Origin of the sequence: Azospirillum brasilense, from assembly GCF_003349955.1 — a bacterium.
Lineage (GTDB): Bacteria > Pseudomonadota > Alphaproteobacteria > Azospirillales > Azospirillaceae > Azospirillum > Azospirillum brasilense_B.
The window spans coordinates 1-19,983 of record NZ_QLKQ01000070.1 but is presented as its reverse complement, the minus strand read 5'-3'; the positions used below and the strand labels follow the sequence as shown (position 1 = coordinate 19,983).

The window sequence follows — 19,983 nt, the reverse complement described above, 5'->3', positions numbered from 1 at the left end:
CCGGATTGCTCCGGCCCTCGCTGCGCGCGGGATTTCCGCCCTGTAAGAAGCGCCGCCGGGCTCAGTGCCCGTGCGTGCCCGTCTTGGCGCCTTCCTTCAGGACGAAGTGACGCGAGCAGTAGGGGCACTCGACCTTGCCCTCGGCGCTCAGCGTCAGATAGACCAGCGGGTGGCCGAGCGCGCCGCCGCCACCGTCGCACCCGACGGTCAGGGTCTCGACTTCAATCGTTTCAATTGGCTGCATGGCAGACATCCTCCACTTTGACACACGCGCGCGTTAACGCCATCGTTAAGATGCCCACCGAATGAGGCACGCGCGCGGGGTCGGATCATACCCGACGCGCCGGACGGATCAAGTGATTGGACAGTGATCGCCCCCGGGGGTTCGGACCAGGGGGCACGACCGGAAAGGCCCTTTCGACTCCATGGTTGCGCACGCCCCGCAAAACGCCGCCGCCCTGCTCGCTTACGCCGTCCCCGCCTACGCCGTGGAGGTGCGCGGCCTCACCAAGACCTATCAGGCCTCTGGAAAGGCCGGCCCGAAACAAGCTCTTAAGGGCATCGACCTGGCGATTCCCCGCGGGGCGGTGTTCGGGCTGCTGGGGCCGAACGGAGCGGGCAAGTCCACGCTGATCAACATCATGGCGGGGCTGGTCAACAAGACCGGCGGCACGGTGTCGATCTGGGGAACCGACATCGACGCCCATCCGCGTCAGGCGCGGGCGTCGATCGGCGTGGTCCCCCAGGAACTGAACATGGACCCCTTTTTCACCCCGCGGGAAATGCTGGAGCTTCAGGCCGGCCTCTACGGCGTGCCCAAGGCCGAGCGCCGGACCGAGGAGCTGCTGGAGGCCGTGGGCTTGCGCGACAAGGCCGACGCCTACGCCCGGTCGCTGTCGGGTGGCATGAAGCGGCGGCTGATGGTGGCGAAGGCGATGGTCCACACCCCGCCCGTCCTGGTGCTGGACGAGCCGACCGCCGGGGTGGACGTGGAACTGCGCATCCAGCTCTGGGAGCATGTGCGCAAGCTGAACCGCGAGGGCTCGACGGTGCTGCTGACCACCCACTATCTGGAGGAGGCGCAGGAGCTGTGCGACTCCATCGCCATCATCAACCACGGCACGGTGGTGGCCTGCGAGCCGACGGCCACGCTGCTCCGCCGGGTGGACGCCAAGGCGCTGACCGTCCTGGTCGACCGCGACCTGGACGCCGTGCCGGCGGAACTGTCCGCCTTCACCGCCGAACTGGCCGAGCCGCGGCGGCTGATCGTCCGCTACCAGCCGAGCCACCAGCGGGTGGACGGCATCCTGGCGGCCCTGGCCGGGGCCGGGCTGGGAATCGTCGATCTCAGCACCGAGGAGTCGGACCTGGAGGACATCTTCCTGCAATTGACCGGCGGCGCCCACGCCCGCAAGGAGATCGCCCACGATGCGGTGTAGGGCGGGGCGGCGCAGGGCGGGCGGCCGCATGGCGAAACTGATCGTCGGGATCGGCCTTCTGCTGTCCGGCTGCACCGCGGCCTATCAGCCGATGGGGCTGCCGGTGACCCAGCCGGCCCTGACCGACAGCGCCCTGATCGCCGCCGACGGCTTCGAACTGCCGCTGCGCCGCTGGCTGCCCGAGGACGAGGCGCCGCGCGCGGCGGTGCTGGCCCTGCACGGCTACAACGACTATTCCAACGCCTTCGACGGGGCCGGTCGCAGCCTCGCCGCGCGGGGGATCGCCGTCTACGCCTACGACCAGCGCGGCTTCGGCGCCACGCGGAACACCGGCATCTGGCCGGGCACCGACACGCTGGTGGCCGACCTGAAGACGGCGGTGTCCCAGATCCACGCCCGCCACCCCGGCCTGCCGGTCTATCTGATGGGCGAGAGCATGGGTGGGGCCGTGGTGCTGGCGGCGATGACCGCCCCGAATCCACCCGACGTGAACGGCACGATCCTGGTCGCCCCCGCCGTCTGGGGCCGCGACGCGATGGGCTTCTTCCCGCGCGCTCTGCTCTGGCTCAGCTACAACACGGTTCCCGGAATGGTGGTGCACCCGCCGAAGGATCTGAAGATCCAGGCGTCCGACAACATCGAGATGCTGCGCGCCCTGGGCCGCGACCCGCTGGTCATCAAAGGCTCCCGCGTCGACGCGCTGGAGGGGCTGACCGACCTGATGGGCACCGCCCTGGCCGCCTGCGGCCATCTGAAGGTGCCGTCCCTGGTGCTCTACGGCGCCCACGAGGAGGTGCTGCCGAAGACACCGGTCGACCGCGCGGTCGAGGAATTCGAGTCCGGCGGGCGGCATGTGGTGGCGGTCTATCCCGACGGCTGGCACATGCTGCTGCGCGACCTGAAGGGTCCGGTGGTGGTCAACGACATCGCCGCCTGGATCGAGAACCCCAAGCAGCCCTTGGCGAGCGGCGCCGACCGCAACCGCAGCCTCCTGGCCGCGAAGTCGGCGCGGACGGGCGGCCCCGGCGGGGGGTGAAAAAATGTCGAAAGGAGTGTTTGCACTCGGTCAGGCTTTTCGCTATGGTGCGCCTCCGCTGATGATGGACCCGTAGCTCAGCTGGATAGAGCGCTGCCCTCCGAAGGCAGAGGCCGATGGTTCGAATCCATTCGGGTCCGCCAGCGATTTCAAAGGCTTAGCCGCAATGCGTGCTAGGCCTTTTTTCGTTGTTTCTACAGCATGTCAGGCGCGGAATTAGCCTCGGCGGGCATCCTCACATCGGCTGAAACGGCATCGTCAGCGTCACCCAGGTGCCGGCATGCCGCCTGTCGTAGTTCAGCCGCGCTCCCAGGCTGGTCGCCATCGCCTGGACAATCCGCGTGCCCAGGCCGGTTCCCTGCGGAGCGTCGTCATGGGAGAAGCCGACACCGTCATCCTCCACGCTCACCGACAGATGCCCGTCGGCGGCGGTCGCCCGGACGCGGATGCTGCCGATCCGGCCATCCGGGTAAGCGTATTTGCAGGCGTTCGTGACCAGCTCGGTCACGATCACCGCCAGGGACACGGCCTTGTCGGTCGGCACCGACACCGCATCGGCAACGACGCTGAAGCGATCGGGGTGCCGGGTCGTCATCGCGCTGTGCATTCCGGCGAGCAGCGTTTCCAGATACAGGTCGATCCGAACCGAACGCACGTCGTCGGAGGTGTAAAGGCTTCGGTGGATGCCGGCGATCGCGATGATGCGCGCCTGCGTCTCGCCCAGCGCGGCGCGGGCCTCGGGGTCGGACAGGCTGGATTTCTGCATTTGTATGAAGGCTCCGACCAGAGCCAGGCTGTTGGCGACACGGTGGTTGACTTCCCGCAGGAGCAATTCCGCGCGGTCCCGCGCGGCACGCACCTCCCGCTCCGCAAGCTCTCTTTCCCGGCGCAGATGCGCCTTCTCCAGGGACTGCTCGATGGCCGCCACCAGCAGATCGAAGAATTCCTCCCCGGCTTCCTTGGGGACGTAATCGTCCGCGCCCGCCTTCAGCGCCGCGACGGCCACCCGCGTGTCCCCCGCACCCGTGACGTAGACGACCGGCGGCGCATCGTCGCGCGACAGCAGGATGGGCAGGATGTCCAGCCCGGTCACCCCGGGCATCTCGTGATCCAGCCCAACCACCGCGATGCCGCCCAAGTCCAGCCGGCTCAACCCCTCCTGGCCGTCCTTTGCGCATTCCACGATGTAACCGCGCCGCTCGAGCTTCCGTTGCACCAGCCGCGCCATGGCGGCGTCGTCGTCGATGTAGAGGAAGCGGATGGCCGGGTCGGTCATGCCACCGCCTCGGGAATTTGCATGACCGAAAAAAGCAGTTCCAGTTTCCGGATCGCGGCGGCGAAGCTTTCGTAGTTCACCGGCTTGGTGATGTAGACGTTGGCCCCGAGATCGTAGCAGCGCTGGATTTCCTGCCGGTCGTCGGTCGTGGTCAACACCACGACGGGGAAGCGCTTGGTGCAGGGGTTGGCCTTGAGCCTCGCCAGGATATCGATGCCCGTCATGTCCGGAAGGTTCAAATCCAGGAGGATGAGAAGCGCCCGCCCCATGCTTGCCCGCCCGCTTCCATCCGGACCGAACAGATAGGCGAGCGCGCTGGTGCCGTCGGTAAAGGGGATGATGTCGTTGGTCGCGCCGGAGCGACGGATGTTCTTCTCGATCAGTCGGGCATGCCCCTCGTCGTCCTCGATCAGGACGATGCACGCCGACTGGGTGTCATGCGTCATGGAGGTGCGTCTCCGAAAGCTGGGCCAGGCTTCCGGGAAGGCTTATGCGAAAGACGCTGCCCTGTCCAGGCACCGATTCGACGGCAACCTCGCCTTGCAGGCGCCGGATGAGCGTCCGGACATAGGCCAGCCCGATCCCCTCTCCGGGGCGGTCCTGCACACCGGAGCGGCGGAACAGCTCGAAGATCCGTTCGTGATCCTGCGGCGGAATTCCGCGCCCATTGTCCGCGACGTCAAAGACGACGAGGCCGTCTTCCTCGACCCGCCCGCGGATGGCGATCCGTCCCGTCCTCGCCGGATCGAGATACTTGATCGCGTTGTCGAGCAGGTTTCCGAACACCTGCTCCAGCGCGAGCCGATCCGACACCAGGACCGGCAAGTGCCCCTCGATGTCGATGGTGCAGTGCTGTTCGCTGGCTTGGTGGCGGAAGCTGGCGACCACGCTTTCCAGCAGAGCCCGCATGGCGACGGGTTCCGGGTTCAGCGTCCGCCCCCCCTGGCGCGACAGGGCGAGGATGGCGTTGATCAGCCGGTCCATCTTCGACGTCGATGCGCGGATGAAGCCGATGGCCTCGGGCATGTCCTCGGCCACCGCCCGTCGCGCCTCCGACGCCGCGGCGGCGTCGCCGTCCGCCGGCTGGCGGTCGAGATGGGCACGCACGCTTGCCAGTCCTGCCTCGAATTCGCCGGTGAAGCCCATCACGTTCACCAGCGGGGCACGCAGGTCGTGGCTGACGATGTAGGCGAAGCGCTGGATTTCGTCGTTGGCCCGTTGCAGTTCCTTCGTCCGCTCCGACACGCGCTGCTCCAGGGTGTCGTTGAGCGCCTGGATCGCGCTCTGCGCCCGCATGAGGTCCTGCGCGTAGCGGAACGCGATCCAAACGGCGCCGCCAACAACCAGCACGATGAACAGGCCGCCGAGGTTGGCGACCCAACCCGACGCTCTGGCCTGCCCGATCAAGGTGGACAGCTGGGTGTCGAGTTGGGCGTCGGCGGGGGTGATGAGATCGGCGAGGGAGCGCCGGGCATCGTCCATCAGCATCATGCCGCGACCGGTGCGCACGACGGCCAGAGCCTCGTCCCGGCGGCCGGCCTCCATCAGCGCGATGGTCTGCGCCAACTCCTCCCGTTTGGCGGCGGCCAGGACGGCGAGGCGGTCCACGATGCGCAACGCGTCGGTGTTTCCGCCGGCAAGGTCATGCAGCCGGGCAATCGTGGCGTCGACCGCGGTGGTCGCGGTCTCGTAGGGCTTGAGATACTGACGGTCCTCGGTGAGAAGATAGCCCCGCTGGCCGATCTCGGCGTCCTGCAACTGGCTGAGGAGCGTCCCGGCGGCGACCCGCAACGAGGTCATCCGGCTGACGGACCCCGAAAACTGCCGCGTGCTGTCCGCCAGCCATCCCGACGTCGCGACGATCCCCAGCAGCGCCAACGCGGCGGCGATCAGCATCAGAAGGGCGCGCCGGGTGACGGTGGTGCTGAAGGTGTGCATCGCAGACGACCGACCCCTGCGGGGATGAGGTATCGCCCCTATAGCAAGTCATCGCATGCTTGGCAATTTGAGCCGCACCATCAGGTTGTCGAGCGGCAATGTTGTCAATCGGCCGTTACAGGACCCGCGAGGGCGGGTTCCTTCGGCGACCGGTCTCAAGCCGGCTCCCGGACGGTGGGGGCACAGTCGCGAGCGCCCTCCATCGGCTCCGCAGCGGATCGGCGCTCCTTTCCCACTCCCATCAGATACGCGGCCGTGACCCCCGTCACCCCTCCCCACACCACATGGGCGGCCAGCATCAGGCTGTTGCGGGCGGGCGGATGGCGGGTCGCGGGGGTCAGAATGCGCATCGCCGGAATCCATCCCAGATAGCTGGCGCCCCAGACCGCAAGGCCGTAGCCAACCCCCGTCACCGCCGCCGGCCCGCCGATCCGGCGCGCGATCGCCGGATACAGCGCCCCGGCGGCGGCGCCGTAGCCGTAATGCAGGGCGAGCGTCAGGTCGCGGCGCTCCGGTTCGTCCAGCGCGTCCATCAGCCCGGTCGGGCCGACAACCCGGTCCGTTATCAGGCGCGGCGGCAAGGGGTAACGGTCCTTCTCCGGCAAGGCGCGGAACATCGCGCGCATGGCCGCCGTCATGACGACGGTGCCGGCCAGCCCGGCGATGGCTCCGGCGACAGAGTGGTTCATGGGACATGGACCAAAGGTTGTTGTGGGGAGCCTCCAATCAACAGGACCCCACCTTTCAAGGTTCCTGGCGAGGCTTCGCGGGCGCCGGCGAAACCTCTCGCCCGGCCAAGCGTTGAACGGACCAGGGCGTGGCATCGGAATCCGTGGCATCAAAAGCAAGGTGCAGCACATGCGTCGCTTCCTGCGGGACAACGGGTTGTCGGTCGCCTTGTTCGGGCTGTTCCTCGTCTCCATCGTTGGGCAGGTGCTGGCCGGCTGGCGCGCCCTGGCGGAGGAGCTTCGCCTCCACGCCCAGCCACCCGTCGGCCTCCTCGACTATCTGACCACCGGCCATTTCGTGTCGGCGACCTTCGAGAACTGGGAGAGCGAGTTCCTCCAGATGTCGGTCTATGTGCTGCTGACCGCCATCCTGGTCCAGAAGGGCTCCTCGGAATCCAAGAAGCCGGGAGAGGCCAACCCGGAGGACGAGGCGCCCGAGCGGCGGCGCGGCGATCCCGACGCGCCCTGGCCGGTGCACCGGGGCGGCCTGCTGCTGCGGCTCTACTCCCACTCGCTCAGCATCGCGCTGGTGACGCTGTTCGTGATGTCCTTCGTCCTGCATCTGGCGGGCAGCACGCGACGCTCGAACGAAGAGGCGGCGTGGCACCACCAGCCCACCAAAACCATGGGCGAAACCCTCGCCGATCCGGAATTCTGGTACGAGAGCTTCCAGAACTGGCAGAGCGAGTTCCTGTCCATGGGGGTTCTGGTCGTGCTCGGCATCTATCTGCGCGAGCGTGGCTCCCCCGAATCCAAGCCGGTCGCCGCCCCGAACAGCGAAACCGGCGACTGAGCGCCCGGCCCTTCAGCACCGGCCTTTTCGGCGGCGTCGGGCGCGCTCGACTCTCGGGCCGCCTTCGGCCATGGTAACGCCCCGAAGGGAAGAGGCCGCATCATGTCCGACGAAAAGACCACCGACACGCTCCAGACCGCCACCGAAGCCCCCGCACCCGCCGGGGACGGCAGCGGCCTGTATCTGGTGGACGGGTCGGGCTTCATCTTCCGGGCCTTCCACGCCCTGCCGATGCTGAACCGCCCGGACGGCACGCCGGTGAACGCGGTGCTGGGCTTCTCCAACATGCTGCTGAAGCTGCTGGCCGATCTCAAGGCCTCCGCGGTGGCGGTGGTCTTCGATTCGAAGCGGCTGAACTTCCGCAACGAGTTCTATCCCGAATACAAGGCCCAACGCCCCGAGCCGCCGGAGGAGCTGAAGCCCCAGTTCGCCCTGATCCGCGAGGCGACGGAGGCCTTCTGCCTGCCCTGCCTGGAGCTGGAGGGCTACGAGGCCGACGACCTGATCGCCACCTACGCGCGGCTGGCCAACGAGGCCGGGCGCGAGGTCACCATCGTGTCGTCGGACAAGGACATGATGCAGCTCGTCCGCCCAGGCGTGCGGATGCTCGACCCGCTGAAGAACAAGCCCATCGGCCCCGACGAGGTGTTCGAGAAGTTCGGCGTCGCCCCGGACAAGGTGGTCGACGTGCAGGCGCTGGCCGGCGACAGCGTGGACAACGTGCCGGGCGTGCCGGGCATCGGGGTGAAGACCGCCGCCCAGCTCATCACCGAATACGGCGACCTGGAATCGCTGCTGGCCCGCGCCGGCGAGATCAAGCAGCCGGCGCGCCGCCAGAAGCTGATCGACTTCGCGGAGCAGGCGCGGATCTCCCGCCGCCTCGTCCTGCTGGACGACCACGCCCCGCCGCCGAAGCCGCTGGAGGAGCTGCGCGTCCGCGAGCCCGACCACCAGAAGCTGATCGACTTCCTGCGCGCCCAGGGCTTCCGCACCATCGTCAGCCGCGTCGAGGCGGAGATGCGCAAGGACGGCACCATCGCCGACGGCGCGGTCCCCTCCGCCGCCACGCCGTCCGCCGGCCCGGCCAAGGCCGCCGCTTCCACCGGCACCGCCCCGGCGGCGGAAACCGGCGCGCCGCGCAGCCGCCCGGCCCCGCCGACCGACGTCGAGCAGCGCTACGAGCTGGTGCAGGACCTCGACGCCCTGGCCGTCTGGCTGGAGCGCGCCCGCACCACCGGCGTCCTGGCCGTGGACACCGAGACCAACTCGCTGACCCCCGCCACGGCGACGCTGGTCGGCATCTCGCTGGCGACCGAGCCGGGGCTGGCCTGCTACATCCCCCTGGCGCATCAGGCCCCCAACGCCGCGGCCAGCGGGGAGCTGTCCTTCGAGACGCCGGAAGCGCCGAAGCAAATCCCGGCGGAGGACGCGCTAAAGGCCCTGAAGGAGGTGCTGGAGGACCCGGCGATCCTCAAGATCGGGCACAATTTCAAGTTCGACCACCAGCTCTTCGCCCGCCACGGCGTGCGCGTGTCGCCGGTCGACGACAGCATGCTGATCTCCTACGTGCTGGAGGGCGGCGCCCACGGCCACGGCATGGACGAGCTGGCGGAGCTGCATCTCGGCCACACGACCATCCCCTACAAGGAGGTCTGCGGCACCGGGAAGAACCAGATCACCTTCGACCGCGTGCCGCTGGACAAGGCGCTGGCCTACGCCGCGGAGGACGCCGACATCACGCTGCGCCTGTGGCGGGTGCTGAAGCCGCGGCTGGTCGACGAGCGGATGGTCACCGTCTACGAGACGCTGGAACGCCCGCTGGTCCCGGTGATCGCCGACATGGAGTCCTGCGGCATCCGCGTGGACCGCGCGGCGCTGGCCCGGCTCTCGCAGGACCTCGCCGTCCGCATGGCGGAGATCGAGAAGGAGGTGCATGGGCACGCCGGGCGCAGCTTCAACATCGGCTCGCCCAAGCAGCTCGGCGAGATCCTGTTCGACGAGATGAAGCTGGGCACCGGCAAGAAGGGCAAGACCGGCGCCTACTCCACCGATTCCAGCGTGCTGGAGGAGCTGGCGGAGCAGGGCCACGTCATCGCCCAGCGCGTGCTCGACTGGCGGCAGCTCGCCAAGCTGAAGAACACCTACACCGACGCGCTCCAGGCCCAGATCGTCGAAGGGTCGGAACGGGTGCACACCGCCTTCGCCATGGCGGCGACCAACACCGGCCGCCTGTCCTCGACCGACCCGAACCTGCAGAACATCCCGGTCCGCACCGAGGAAGGGCGCAAGATTCGCCGCGCCTTCGTCGCCGCTCCCGGCCACAAGCTGATCTCCATCGACTATTCGCAGATCGAGCTGCGGCTGGTCGCCGAGATGGCCGACATCGCCGCGCTGAAACAGGCCTTCCAGGACGGCATCGACATTCACGCGGCCACCGCCAGCCAGGTCTTCGGCGTGCCGCTGGACCAGATGACTTCGGAAATCCGGCGCAAGGCCAAGGCGATCAACTTCGGCATCATCTACGGCATTTCCGGCTTCGGGCTGGGCCGCCAGCTCGGCATCGCGCCGGGCGAGGCCAACGCCTTCATCAAGGCCTATTTCGAGCGCTTCCACGAGCTGAAGGTGTGGATGGAGGCGACCAAGGCCTTCGCCCGCCAGAACGGCCATGTGGTGACCCTGTTCGGGCGGCGCTGTTACATCCCCGGCATCCACGACAAGAACGCCGCCCGCCGCGCCTTCGCGGAACGGCAGGCGATCAACGCGCCGATCCAGGGCACCGCCGCCGACATCATGAAGCGCGCCATGGCCCGCGTGCCCGATGCCTTGAAAGAAGCCGGCTTCGACGAGGTCCGCATGCTGCTCCAGGTGCACGACGAACTGCTGTTCGAGGCGCCGGAGGATCAGGCCGAACGCGCCGCCGCCCTGGTGCGGCAGGTTATGGAGGGGGCCGCGACGCTCGGCGTGCCGCTGGTGGCCGAGGCCGGCATCGGCGGCAATTGGGACGAGGCGCACTGAGATGTCCGGCAAGGAAACCAGCGCCAAGGACCCCGCCGATCCCGAATTCGAGGCGCTGATCCGCTACATCCAGGAAAGCCGCGGCCTCGATTTCCGCGGCTACAAGCGCACCAGCCTGCAACGGCGCATCCGCCGCCGGATGGAGGAAGCCGGCTGCGAGGATTTCGCCGCCTATCACGCCCTGCTGGAAGCCGACCCGCAGGAATTCATCCATCTTCTGAACACCGTGCTGATCAACGTGACCTCCTTCTTCCGCGACACCGAGTCGTGGGACGTGCTGCGGAAGGACGTGGTCCCACAGATCCTGGCGCAGCGGTCCGACCGCGATCCCATCCGCATCTGGAGCGCCGGCTGCGCGTCGGGAGAGGAGCCCTATTCCCTCGCCATGCTGCTCGCCGAAGCGCTGGGCAAGGACGCCTTCATCAACCGGGTGAAGATCTACGCCACCGATCTGGACGACGCGGCGCTGAACACCGCACGGCACGCCATCTACTCGCCGCGCGACGTGGAAAGCGTGCCGCCCCCGTTGCTGGAGCGGTATTTCGAGCGCACCAACAACCACTATGTCTTCCAGCGCGAGCTGCGCAAATGCGTGATCTTCGGGCGGCACAATCTGGTGACCGACGCCCCGATCTCGCGCATTGACCTGCTGGTCTGCCGCAACCTGCTGATCTATCTGGAAAGCGACACCCAGAACATCGTCCTGCCGCGCCTCCACTACGCGCTGACCAACGACGGCGTCCTGTTCCTCGGCAAGGCGGAAACCCAGCTCGCCCGCTCCAAGATGTTCGAGCCGGTGAACCTGAAGAGCCGCATCTTCCGCAAGGTGCCGCAGGAATGGCGGCGCAGCCTGGGCGGCAGCCTGACCATCGCGCCGGAACAGAACAGCCACCGGCAGAGCTTCCAGAGCCGGCTGATGGAAGGCATCGTGGACAGCAGCGCCACCGCCTATCTGTCGGTCAACGGTGACGGCATCCTCGTCTTCGCCAACGCCATGGCCCGGCGGTTGCTCGACGTGGGCGAGATCGACATCGGGCGCCCGTTCCAGGACCTGTCGATCTCCTACCGCCCGGCGGAGCTGCGCTCGCGCATCGAGGAGGTGCAGAAGACCGGGCGCGTGGTGCGCATCGAACACCAGGAGTTCGCCCGCCCGCCGGGCGAGCCGATGCGCCTGACCATCGAAATCTCCCTGCTCTACGGGCGCGACGGCAAGCCCTTCGCCACCCTGCTCGGCTTCACCGACACCAGCCGGCATTTCCAGGTGCAGCAGGAGTTGGAGGCCGCCCAGGAAAGTCTGGAGACGACGATCGAGGAACTGCAAAGCTCCAACGAGGAGCTGGAGACGACCAACGAGGAGCTCCAGTCCACCAACGAGGAGTTGGAAACCACCAACGAGGAACTCCAGTCCACCAACGAGGAACTGGAGACCATGAACGAGGAGCTGCGCTCCGCGAACGAGGAGCTGGAGGTCGCCAACGAGGAGTTGCGCCGCCAGGGCGAGGAGTCCGGGGAGTTCCGCCGCTACTCGGAATCGATCCTGCGCAGCATGGACGTGGGCATCATCGTCCTGGACCAGGATTTGCGCGTGCGCTCCTGGAACCGCTGGGGCGAGAACATGTGGGGCCTGCGCGCCGAGGAGGTGCAGGACGAGGAGTTCCTCGACCTCGACATCGGCCTGCCGGTGCACCGGCTCCGCCTCGACCTGGAGAGGGTCCTGCACAGCGAAGCGCCGCAGACGCCCGTCATGCTGAACGCCGTGGACCGGCGCGGCCGCGCGGTGACCTGCCGGGTCCGGCTCTCCCCGTTGCTGTACGAGGCGCGGGAGGCCCGCGGCGTCGTCCTGATCATCGAGGACGTGACCGAGCAGACGCGCAGCGAGGCTTTCGCCGGCTATCTTGGCCGGGTCATCGGCGAATCCCTGAACGAGGTCTATTTCCTGGACCCGTCCAGCTTCCGCTTCCTGCTGGTGAACCGCGGCGCCGAGACCAAGCTGGGCTACAAGCTGGAGCATCTGAAGCAGCTGGCCGTCCACGACCTGATGCCCGAGGTGCCGGCGGAGCGCTTCCGGGCGCTGGTGGCGCCCCTTCTCTCGGGAGACAAGGAGGAGGTGGTTTTCGAGACGGTGATGCAGGGCAGCCAGCGCGGCCCCCATCCGGTCGAGGTTTGTCTTCAGCATTTCGGCGGAGAGCAGCCGCCGATCCTCGTCGCCATCGTGCACGACACCACCGAACGCCAACGTCTCGGCGCGGACGGTGGCGAGACGGCGGAGGCGGAGTAAGGAGCCGAGTATAAGGGGGCGAGTCAGGGCCGGTCGGGCGCGCCGCCGATTCCGGGGTGAAAGGAAGGGCGAATCCACTCCTCGCCGAGGAAGCGGATCAGTACCTCCGCGCGCTCGTGCGCCTCGCGCCCGGCCTCGTCCCACCGCTTGGCGGACAGCGCCTGTCCCATGCCCTGCGCCGTCTCGGCGAGGCGCCGGCACAAGGCGGCTCGTTCGTTCAAGGCCCGCAGCGCCACCTCGAACGCCTGTTCCATCCTGTGGAGCTGCGCCTCCTCCATGCTGTCGGCGCCGTAGCGGTGGCCGATGTGACAGGTGAAGTAGGGCAGCGTGTCCACCCTGGTCTCCCGGAGCGCCCCTCCGCAATCCGGGCAGGTCAGGGCGGCCGGCCTGTTCAAGTCGTATATGCCTTCCATGGGCGTCTCCTTGGATGCCGCGGGCGGTGTGGCGTCCGCATCGCGTTCCGCAACCAGCCGGACGAGCAGCGCCCCCATGGCCGCCGCCGCCACGCAGTGATCGACCGCAACGTGGTCGAGCGCGCTGCGCGGCATGCCGGGATACCGCGCGTCCACGGGGTCCTGCACCACGGCGACGCCGCCCCGCCGCTTGATCTCCGCAAGGCCCGCCGTGCCGTCGTTCAACGACCCCGACAGGACCACGCCGATGACCGCCGGTCCGCAAGCCCGCGCGGCGGACCGGAACAGCGGGTCGACGGCGGGGCGGGTGCCGTTCTCGCGCGGCCCGCGCGACAGGCACAGGCGTCCGGACGGCTCCACCACAAGATGATACCCCGGCGGCGCCACATAAATGCGGCCGCATCGGAGCGCCTCCCGGTCTGTGACATGGCTGGCCGGAAGCGGCCCGGCCCGGTCGAGGACGGACGGCGCGGCGCTGGGCCGGTCCCCGATGTGCAGGACGACACACACCGCCGCGCGCAGCCCGCCCGGCAAGCCGCCGACCAGGGCCTCCAGCGCCTCCAGCCCACCCGCCGACGCGCCGACCACGATCAGGGCATTGTCCGTCATGATGCCCCAGCCTTTGCCCGTTTCGCATCGGCTGGAGTTCGTCCCATCAATCCTCTCCTTCCCCGGCCAGGCTGCCCGCCAATTCCTGCCCCTGCTTCGACAGCACCTCCTTCAGCATCGCCACGGTCCGCTCGGCCTCCTGCGCCGACCGGGTCCAGTTGGCCTCGACGGTGGGGTGTCCATGTTCGCGGGCCCGCTCGGCCAGGCGCCGGAACATGATGGCGCGGTCCTGGTGGGTGCGCAGGGCCACCCAGATGGCCTGCTCGATCGACTCCCGATGCGACTCCGCCAGCGTCGCCGGACCGTAGGCGTGGCCGACCTTGCAGCGGAAGCGCAGCAGCGTCCCATCCTCGATCTCCACCAGATTGCCGCCGCAATCGGGGCAGCTCAGCGTGCTCGGCTTGCCGACGGCGGCGGTGAGTTCCGGCACCGCGTCGAACTCGTTCTCCGGGACGCGCGCCTCCATCGCGATGTCGTCGGGCACCGGCACCGGGGGGCCGGACGGCTCATTCAGCAGGCGGCCCAGCAGCGCCGGCAGGTCGGACAGCGGGGCGCAGGCGTCCACGGAGACGTACCGCATGGCGTTGCGCGGCATGTCCGGCCATTCGGCGTCGTCCGGATCCTGGACCAGCGTCAGCCCGCCGCAGCGCTTCACGGCGCGCAGCCCGGCGGTTCCATCGTCCAGCGTGCCGGTCAGGATCAGCCCCACCGCCCGAACCCCATAGGCGACCGCCACCGACCGGAACAGCGGGTCGATGGAAGGCCGGCAGCGGTTCTCCCGCGCGCCGCGGCGCACCAGGGCGCAGCCGTCCTTGACGAGGAGATGATGATCCGGCGGGGCGACGTGGATCCAGCCCTCCCGCACCGGCTCCCCATCCTCGGGATGGAAGGCGGGAAGCCAGCCGGCGCGCGACAGCAGAACCGGCAGCACGCTGTGGGTGGCACCGATGTGCTGCACGACGAAGACCGTGGCCGTCACGTCGCGCGGCATGGCCGCGAACAGCCTCCGCAGGGCGGTGATCCCACCGGCGGAAGCTCCGATGGCCAGAACGTTCCTCTTATCCATGATTTGGAAACAACAGTTTTTGCATGCATGACGACAACATCCCGGTGGCCGGGAAATTCCGGCTTTCGTCTTATTACTTTTCCACGCGCGCACTGTTGAGTGGCCTGTGCAATCATTCGTTCCCGACGGGAGGGGGGAAGCGTGGGGAAGTCGGCATCCATCCGCACAGAAGGCGATACGCGCGATCCCGAGCGCGAAGCGTTGCTCCGGCGCATCGCAGAGCTGGACCGGAGCCTGGAACAGGCCCTGGTGACGGCGGAGGACGCGCAGGAGGAAGCCCGCCTTCTCGCCGCCGACCGGATTCAGATGGAAGAGGAGATGACCGCGCAGCGGCAGGAGATCGCCGCGTTGCGCGAACGCCTCACCCTATCGGAAACCCGCCGCGCGGAGCTGCTCGACGCCCTGGCGGACTCCGACCAGCGCTTGAACACGCTCCGCCGGGACGAAAGCCATTTGTCGGAGGAACTCCAGACCTCCTACGAGGAGCTTCAGGTCCTCACCGAGGAGTTGGAGCAGGCCAACGCCGACCTGGAACTGCGGGTCGAGGAGCGCACGGCCCAGCTCGCCGAGAGCGAGCGGCGATTCCGCACCCTGTTCGAGGCGATGGACGAGGGGTTCCTTCTCGCCGACGTCCTGTTCGACGGCGACCGGCCGGCGGATATCCTCCATCTGGAGATGAATCCCGCGGCGCAGCGCATGGCGGGGGAGGATTACGTCGGGCGGCGGCTGCGCGAGATCAGTCCGGCCTTCGAGGATCACTGGTACGAGGTGTTCGGCCGGGCCGCCCGCGACGGCGAATCGACGCGGACGGAGCTGTACGCCGGTCCGCTGGAGAAATGGCTCAGCTTCTACGTCTTCAAGGTCGGCGCCCCCGAGCAGCGCCGCATCGCCGTGATCTTCCGCGACGTGACCGAGCGCAAGCGGACGCAGGAGCAGCTGAAGCGCGCCAAGGAAGCCGCCGAGACGGCGAACCGGGCCAAGACCAAGTTCCTCGCCGCGGCCAGCCACGATCTGCGCCAGCCGATCCAGGCGGCGGCCCTCTACGCCCACGTCCTGCTCGGTTCGGTCGGCGCCGACCCGATCGCCCAGGAATCGCTCAACCGGCTGAAGGCGTCCATCGACAGCCTGAACGGCATGCTGAGCGGGCTTCTCGACCTGTCCCGGCTGGAGGCCGGCGTCATCGAGGTGTCGGTCACAGACTTCTCGCCCGCGGCCCTGATGACCCGTCTGGCCGAGGAGTTCCGCGGCGTGGCCGAGGCCTCGTCCATCGAGCTGCGCTGCCGGCCCAGCCGTCTGGCGGTGTGCACCGATCCGCATCTTCTGGAACGGCTGCTGCGCAACCTGCTGTCCAACGCCATCGCCCATGGTCGGCCGAAGGGAACGGACGCCAAGGGGCGCGTGCTGGTCGGCTGCCGCCACCGGGCGGACGGGGTCGAGTTCCAGGTGTGGGACAACGGGCCGGGCATTCCCGAGGACGCCCGCGAGGCCATCTTCGAGGAGTTCCGCCAGCTCAACAACCCGGAGCGCAACGCCACCCAGGGCTTCGGGTTGGGGCTGTCCATCGTGTCGCGCATCGCCCACCTGCTGGGGGCGGAGGTGAAGCTGCGCTCGTGGGTCGGGTCGGGTTCGGTCTTCTCGGTGACGGTGCCCTACGCCCGCAAGCCGGACACCGGCGCCGCGGCGGTGCCGGCCGTCCGCCGGGAGCCGCGGCTGAAGGGACGAACGGTGCTGCTGGTCGAGGACGACGAGCAGGTCCGCCGCAGCATGACCATGATGCTGAAACGCTGGGGTCTGCGCGTGGTCGCCGTGTCCTCGGCGGGGGAACTGGCCGCGACGCTGCCCAGCCTGCGGCGCCCCCATGTGGTGCTGACCGACTACCGTCTGCCGGGCGGCGACTCCGGACGCTCGGTGGTCGAGCTGGTGCGCCAGCGCTGGCCGGTGCCGGGAATCATCATCACTGGGGACACCGCACCGGAGCGGTTGCGCGAGGCGATGTCGCTCGGCTGCCGCCTGCTGCACAAGCCGGTGCTGCCCGCCGATCTGGCCGGGGCGCTGGGCGAGGTGTTGCCCTCCTGATCTTGCCATCCTGGGGTTGCGTGCCGGCGCGAGGGTGCGACCAATGGTCCCTTGCTCCTTCGGCTTAGCCCGATTAGCCTAACCCCTTGCTCGGATAAAGGGGTTCGCCCGGAACATGCCGGCTTTGTTTGGAAGCATCGGACGCAGGCTGGGCCGCGCCGCCGTGATGGCGGGCGGGATCGCTTTGCTTCTGCAGCTTCTCGGCTGGGCCTTCCTGATTCCGGTGGCCAACGCCGCGACCGGCGAAACGGTCATGATCTGCACGCCGCAGGGCATGGCCTCCATCACCCTCCCCGACGGCCCACCTCCTGAGTCCCTGCTTCCGGCCCCGCCCCCGGACAGCAAGCCCACGCTGTCCATGGGCGAGGACTGCCCGGTCTGCGGGCTGGTCGCCGGCCTCACCGCGCCGCCGCCGCTTCTGACGGTGGTGCTGCCGGTCTCCGTCGTCGCCCACAGCTCCATCGGGCTGCCCGGCCAGCACATCGCCGCCGGCTGGTTCCTGTCGCGGTTGAAGGCCCGAGCGCCCCCGGCCCTCGTCTGACCATTCTCGGCACGCGCCCCGTGATCGCCGCGCCCGGCTGTTGAGCCCGGCGGCGCGGCCCCCGCCCGTGCCCAACCTCATCCCCCACGCCAGCCTCCGCACCGCAACCCGCCGGTCGCGATCCCTTGCGCCGATTGTCGCGCGGATCGACGACCGGGCGGGACGGCACGGCTGCGCCGATCTTCCCTCGTCCGATTCGAGAACGAGCGCCCGATGATTCGCCTGTCCACCGCCGCCTCCGCGGCGAATGCCCTCCGCTTGTCCAACCGCCTCCTCGCCTCCACCGCCCTTCTGACGGCCATCCTCGCCGCTCTCGGCGCGCCGGCCGCAGCCCAGACCCCGCAGGCACTGCCCGCCGTCCCGGTCGAGACGGACACCGCGCCCGCCGTCGCGGCGCCGGACAAGGGGCTGTCCCGGCCGCTCGGCACCGGCACGCTCGACGCCGCCGAAATCGCCAGCCGCCGCCTCGCCAGCCCGGACGCCGCGGCGCTCCTGCGCAGCCTGCCCGGCGTGTCGCTCTACAGCGCGGGCGGCTTCTCCAGCCTGCCGGCGCTGAACGGTCTGGCCGACGACCGCGTGCGCGTCCAAGTCGACGGCATGCCAATGACCGCCGCCTGCGCCAACCACATGAACGCGCCGCTGTCCTACGCCGACCCCTCCATCATCGGCGCGATCGAGGCCATTGCCGGGGTTACCCCGGTCAGCAAGGGCGGCGACAGCATCGCCGGCACCGTCTCGGTGACCAGCAAGCCCGCCGTCTACGCCCAGCCCGGCGAGCCGATCCACGGCGAGGGCAGCCTGTCCACCGTCTACCGCTCGAACGGCAACGGCACCACCCTGTCCGGCACCGCCACCGCGGCGACCGAGCGGTTCAGCCTGCGCTACAGCGGCGCCTGGAGCCGGGCGGACGACTACAAGGACGGCACCGGGGACAAGGTCCGCTCCACCCTCTACAATGTGCAGAACCACGCGCTGTCGGCCAGCGCGCGCAAGGACGGACACGAGATCACCCTGTCCGGCGGTTACCAGTATTCGCCCTATTCCGGCTTCGCGAACCAGCGCATGGACATGACGCTGAACCGCGGCACCACCCTGAACGGCCGTTACAAGGGCGAGTTCGACTGGGGCACGCTGGACGGCCGGGCCTTCTGGCAGCGCACCGTCCACGCCATGAACTTCCTGCACGACAAGGGCGGCGCCGACCGCGGCGGCATGCCGATGAACACGGATTCGCACGAGATGGGCTACGCCGTCTCGGCGGAGGTGCCGCTGTCGGCGCAGGACACGCTGCGCGTCGGCAACGAGCTGGTCCGCTACCGCATCGACGACTGGTGGCCGCCGGTCGCCGGGGCGGCGATGATGTCGCCGCTGACCTTCGTGAACCTCAACGACGCCCGGCGCGACCGGCTGGGCACCTTCGCCGAATGGGAGAAGCGCTGGACTCCGGCCTGGACCTCGCTGCTCGGCGTGCGCAACGACGTGGTGTGGATGGAGAACGGGCCGGTCCAGCCCTACTCCTGGGCCAACACGATCGGCATGGGCATGATGGGCATGGCGAACCCGGACGCCGCGGCGGCGCGGGCCTTCAACCGGGGCGACCGCTCCAAGACCGACGTGAACATGGACGCCACGGCGCTGCTCCGCTTCGCGCCCTCCGCGTCGGAACGCTACGAGCTGGGCTTCGCCCGCAAGACCCGCTCGCCCAACCTGTACGAGCGGTTCGCCTGGGGCTCCGGGGGCATGTCCTCCACGATGATCGGCTGGTACGGCGACGCCAACGGCTATGTCGGGAACCCGGACCTGAAGCCGGAAACCGCCTACACGGTCGGCGCCACCGCCGCGTGGCAGGACGCCGGGGCCAAGCGCTGGTCGGTCAAGGTCACGCCCTATTACTCGCACGTCGAGAACTTCATCGACGCCGACCGCGTCGGCACCCTGTCGAACGGCTTCGTCCAGCTGCGCTTCGCCAACCACACCGCGGAGCTGTACGGCATCAACGCCGAGGGCCGCAGCATCGTCCACCAGGACGAGCGGCTGGGCGAGTTCACGGTGGGCGCCGTGGTCCGCTACGTCCGCGGCCGCAACCTCGACACCGGGCGCGACCTCTACCACATCATGCCGCTGAACGGGACGATCGACCTCGGCCACCGGCTGGGCGGCTGGAGCAGCGTTCTGGAATTCCAGATGGTCGGTCGGAAATTCCTGGTCGATTCCGGGCGGAACGAGCCGGAAACCCCCAGCTACGCCCTGGTCAACCTGCGCACCAGCTACGTCTGGGGCAACCTGCGCGCCGACGTCGGGATCGAGAACCTGCTCGACGCCCACTATTACCTGCCGCTGGGCGGCGTCGATTACGGCGACTTCCGCGCCAGCGGCAACCGCCAGCCGATCGGCGCCCTGGCCGGCATGGGGCGGTCCTTCAACCTCGGCCTGACCATGGCCTTCTGATGGAGGCCGGCTGACGAGGCCCGCGCCTTGCGCGCGATCCGCCTGCACGGGCGTCCCCCGCCGGCCCGCCGGCCGCTGGGGGCGCTCGCCCTGTCCGGGACGCTGCACGCCGGCGTCCTGGCCGTCCTCCTGGCCGCCGCCGGAGCGGCCCCTGGCACGGTCGCGGAGGAGACCGGCGCCGTCAGCCTCAACGACACCGTCACTCCGGTGATCGAGGTGATGCTGGTGGCGTCCGAGGCGGACAGCGGCCCGCCGCCGGCCGCGGAGCCCGAACCGGAGCCCGAACCGGAGAGCGAGCCGGAGGTGATGCCGGTGCCGCCACCGGTG

15 protein-coding genes, 1 tRNA gene and 1 pseudogene are annotated in these 19,983 nt (G+C 69.0%); 10 read left to right on the top strand and 7 right to left on the bottom strand.

Features of this window, described 5'->3' with window-relative positions; all coding sequences use genetic code 11:
- Positions 1 to 61: 61 nt before the first annotated feature.
- Positions 62 to 253: a zinc-finger domain-containing protein gene (locus DXK32_RS24890; RefSeq protein ID WP_079285642.1), complete on the bottom strand. Its 192-nt coding sequence runs from the start codon at positions 251 to 253 to the stop codon at positions 62 to 64.
- Between the two features lie 172 nt (positions 254 to 425).
- Here DXK32_RS24890 and DXK32_RS24885 point away from each other — a divergent pair, with 172 nt between their 5' ends.
- The 3 genes from DXK32_RS24885 (at position 426) to DXK32_RS24875 (ending at position 2,618) form a co-directional block, all read left to right on the top strand.
- Positions 426 to 1,439 (top strand): ABC transporter ATP-binding protein, encoded by a 1,014-nt coding sequence (locus tag DXK32_RS24885; RefSeq protein WP_114860955.1) that lies wholly within the window; start codon positions 426 to 428, stop codon positions 1,437 to 1,439.
- Positions 1,440 to 1,467: 28 nt separating this feature from the next.
- On the top strand, positions 1,468 to 2,475 hold the full coding sequence (locus DXK32_RS24880; RefSeq protein ID WP_114860954.1) for an alpha/beta hydrolase: 1,008 nt from the start codon (positions 1,468 to 1,470) through the stop codon (positions 2,473 to 2,475).
- A 66-nt stretch (positions 2,476 to 2,541) separates the two neighbouring features.
- A tRNA-Arg gene (locus DXK32_RS24875) sits at positions 2,542 to 2,618 on the top strand.
- Positions 2,619 to 2,710: 92 nt separating this feature from the next.
- On the opposite strand, the gene DXK32_RS24870 is transcribed toward DXK32_RS24875, so the two are convergent.
- The 4 genes from DXK32_RS24870 to DXK32_RS24855 form a co-directional block, all read right to left on the bottom strand.
- Entirely contained in the window at positions 2,711 to 3,751 is a 1,041-nt protein-coding gene (locus tag DXK32_RS24870; protein ID WP_114860953.1) for a sensor histidine kinase, read from the bottom strand.
- Positions 3,748 to 4,197: a response regulator gene (locus DXK32_RS24865; RefSeq protein ID WP_114860952.1), complete on the bottom strand. Its 450-nt coding sequence runs from the start codon at positions 4,195 to 4,197 to the stop codon at positions 3,748 to 3,750. The genes DXK32_RS24870 and DXK32_RS24865 overlap by 4 nt, the downstream gene beginning before the upstream one ends.
- Positions 4,187 to 5,689, bottom strand: a complete 1,503-nt coding sequence (locus tag DXK32_RS24860; RefSeq protein ID WP_114860951.1) for a sensor histidine kinase — start codon at positions 5,687 to 5,689, stop codon at positions 4,187 to 4,189. Before DXK32_RS24860 ends, DXK32_RS24865 begins: the two co-directional genes overlap by 11 nt.
- A 155-nt stretch (positions 5,690 to 5,844) precedes the next feature.
- Positions 5,845 to 6,378, bottom strand: coding sequence for a hypothetical protein (locus DXK32_RS24855; RefSeq protein WP_205215824.1), 534 nt, complete (start codon positions 6,376 to 6,378; stop codon positions 5,845 to 5,847).
- Positions 6,379 to 6,547: 169 nt separating this feature from the next.
- Between DXK32_RS24855 and DXK32_RS24850 the strand changes: the two genes are divergently transcribed.
- From DXK32_RS24850 to DXK32_RS24840, 3 genes are all read left to right on the top strand, one after another.
- Positions 6,548 to 7,210, top strand: coding sequence for a DUF6766 family protein (locus DXK32_RS24850; protein ID WP_114860950.1), 663 nt, complete (start codon positions 6,548 to 6,550; stop codon positions 7,208 to 7,210).
- Positions 7,211 to 7,312: 102 nt separating this feature from the next.
- Positions 7,313 to 10,225 carry a DNA polymerase I gene (gene polA, locus DXK32_RS24845; RefSeq protein WP_114860949.1) on the top strand — a complete coding sequence of 971 codons (2,913 nt, stop codon included), beginning with the start codon at positions 7,313 to 7,315 and terminating at the stop codon, positions 10,223 to 10,225.
- A 1-nt stretch (position 10,226) separates the two neighbouring features.
- Positions 10,227 to 12,503 (top strand): CheR family methyltransferase, encoded by a 2,277-nt coding sequence (locus DXK32_RS24840; RefSeq protein WP_114860948.1) that lies wholly within the window; start codon positions 10,227 to 10,229, stop codon positions 12,501 to 12,503.
- 23 nt (positions 12,504 to 12,526) lie between these two features.
- Here the strand turns inward: DXK32_RS24840 and DXK32_RS24835 are convergent, their stop codons facing one another.
- Together DXK32_RS24835 and DXK32_RS24830 are read right to left on the bottom strand one after the other, a co-directional pair.
- Positions 12,527 to 13,525, bottom strand: coding sequence for a chemotaxis protein CheB (locus DXK32_RS24835; protein ID WP_114860947.1), 999 nt, complete (start codon positions 13,523 to 13,525; stop codon positions 12,527 to 12,529).
- A gap of 46 nt (positions 13,526 to 13,571) precedes the next feature.
- The gene (locus DXK32_RS24830) at positions 13,572 to 14,591 is read right to left on the bottom strand and encodes a chemotaxis protein CheB (protein WP_114860946.1); all 1,020 of its coding nucleotides are present in this window, start codon (positions 14,589 to 14,591) and stop codon (positions 13,572 to 13,574) included.
- 141 nt (positions 14,592 to 14,732) lie between these two features.
- On the opposite strand from DXK32_RS24830, the gene DXK32_RS24825 reads away from it, so the two are divergent.
- The 4 genes and pseudogenes from DXK32_RS24825 to DXK32_RS24810 form a co-directional block, all read left to right on the top strand.
- Positions 14,733 to 16,667, top strand: coding sequence for an ATP-binding response regulator (locus tag DXK32_RS24825; protein ID WP_114860945.1), 1,935 nt, complete (start codon positions 14,733 to 14,735; stop codon positions 16,665 to 16,667).
- Positions 16,668 to 16,782: 115 nt separating this feature from the next.
- The gene (locus DXK32_RS24820; protein ID WP_247877328.1) at positions 16,783 to 17,208 is read left to right on the top strand and encodes a DUF2946 family protein; all 426 of its coding nucleotides are present in this window, start codon (positions 16,783 to 16,785) and stop codon (positions 17,206 to 17,208) included.
- A gap of 213 nt (positions 17,209 to 17,421) precedes the next feature.
- Positions 17,422 to 19,656 carry a TonB-dependent receptor gene (locus tag DXK32_RS24815; protein ID WP_114860944.1) on the top strand — a complete coding sequence of 745 codons (2,235 nt, stop codon included), beginning with the start codon at positions 17,422 to 17,424 and terminating at the stop codon, positions 19,654 to 19,656.
- A gap of 27 nt (positions 19,657 to 19,683) precedes the next feature.
- Positions 19,684 to 19,983 (top strand): annotated as a pseudogene (locus DXK32_RS24810) (hypothetical protein); the annotation flags it as partial.

Excerpts from the sequence above, each read along its gene's own strand:
- DXK32_RS24840 (WP_114860948.1), top strand. The coding sequence starts at position 10,227 with ATGTCCGGCAAGGAAACCAGCGCCAAGGACCCCGCCGATCCCGAATTC.
- DXK32_RS24815 (WP_114860944.1), top strand. The coding sequence starts at position 17,422 with ATGATTCGCCTGTCCACCGCCGCCTCCGCGGCGAATGCCCTCCGCTTG.
- DXK32_RS24830 (WP_114860946.1), bottom strand. The coding sequence starts at position 14,591 with ATGGATAAGAGGAACGTTCTGGCCATCGGAGCTTCCGCCGGTGGGATC.
- DXK32_RS24855 (WP_205215824.1), bottom strand. The coding sequence starts at position 6,378 with ATGAACCACTCTGTCGCCGGAGCCATCGCCGGGCTGGCCGGCACCGTC.
- DXK32_RS24885 (WP_114860955.1), top strand. The coding sequence starts at position 426 with ATGGTTGCGCACGCCCCGCAAAACGCCGCCGCCCTGCTCGCTTACGCC.
- DXK32_RS24835 (WP_114860947.1), bottom strand. The coding sequence starts at position 13,525 with ATGACGGACAATGCCCTGATCGTGGTCGGCGCGTCGGCGGGTGGGCTG.
- polA (WP_114860949.1), top strand. The coding sequence starts at position 7,313 with ATGTCCGACGAAAAGACCACCGACACGCTCCAGACCGCCACCGAAGCC.
- DXK32_RS24860 (WP_114860951.1), bottom strand. The coding sequence starts at position 5,689 with ATGCACACCTTCAGCACCACCGTCACCCGGCGCGCCCTTCTGATGCTG.
- DXK32_RS24820 (WP_247877328.1), top strand. The coding sequence starts at position 16,783 with ATGCCGGCTTTGTTTGGAAGCATCGGACGCAGGCTGGGCCGCGCCGCC.
- DXK32_RS24850 (WP_114860950.1), top strand. The coding sequence starts at position 6,548 with ATGCGTCGCTTCCTGCGGGACAACGGGTTGTCGGTCGCCTTGTTCGGG.
- DXK32_RS24870 (WP_114860953.1), bottom strand. The coding sequence starts at position 3,751 with ATGACCGACCCGGCCATCCGCTTCCTCTACATCGACGACGACGCCGCC.
- DXK32_RS24880 (WP_114860954.1), top strand. The coding sequence starts at position 1,468 with ATGGCGAAACTGATCGTCGGGATCGGCCTTCTGCTGTCCGGCTGCACC.
- DXK32_RS24865 (WP_114860952.1), bottom strand. The coding sequence starts at position 4,197 with ATGACGCATGACACCCAGTCGGCGTGCATCGTCCTGATCGAGGACGAC.
- DXK32_RS24890 (WP_079285642.1), bottom strand. The coding sequence starts at position 253 with ATGTCTGCCATGCAGCCAATTGAAACGATTGAAGTCGAGACCCTGACC.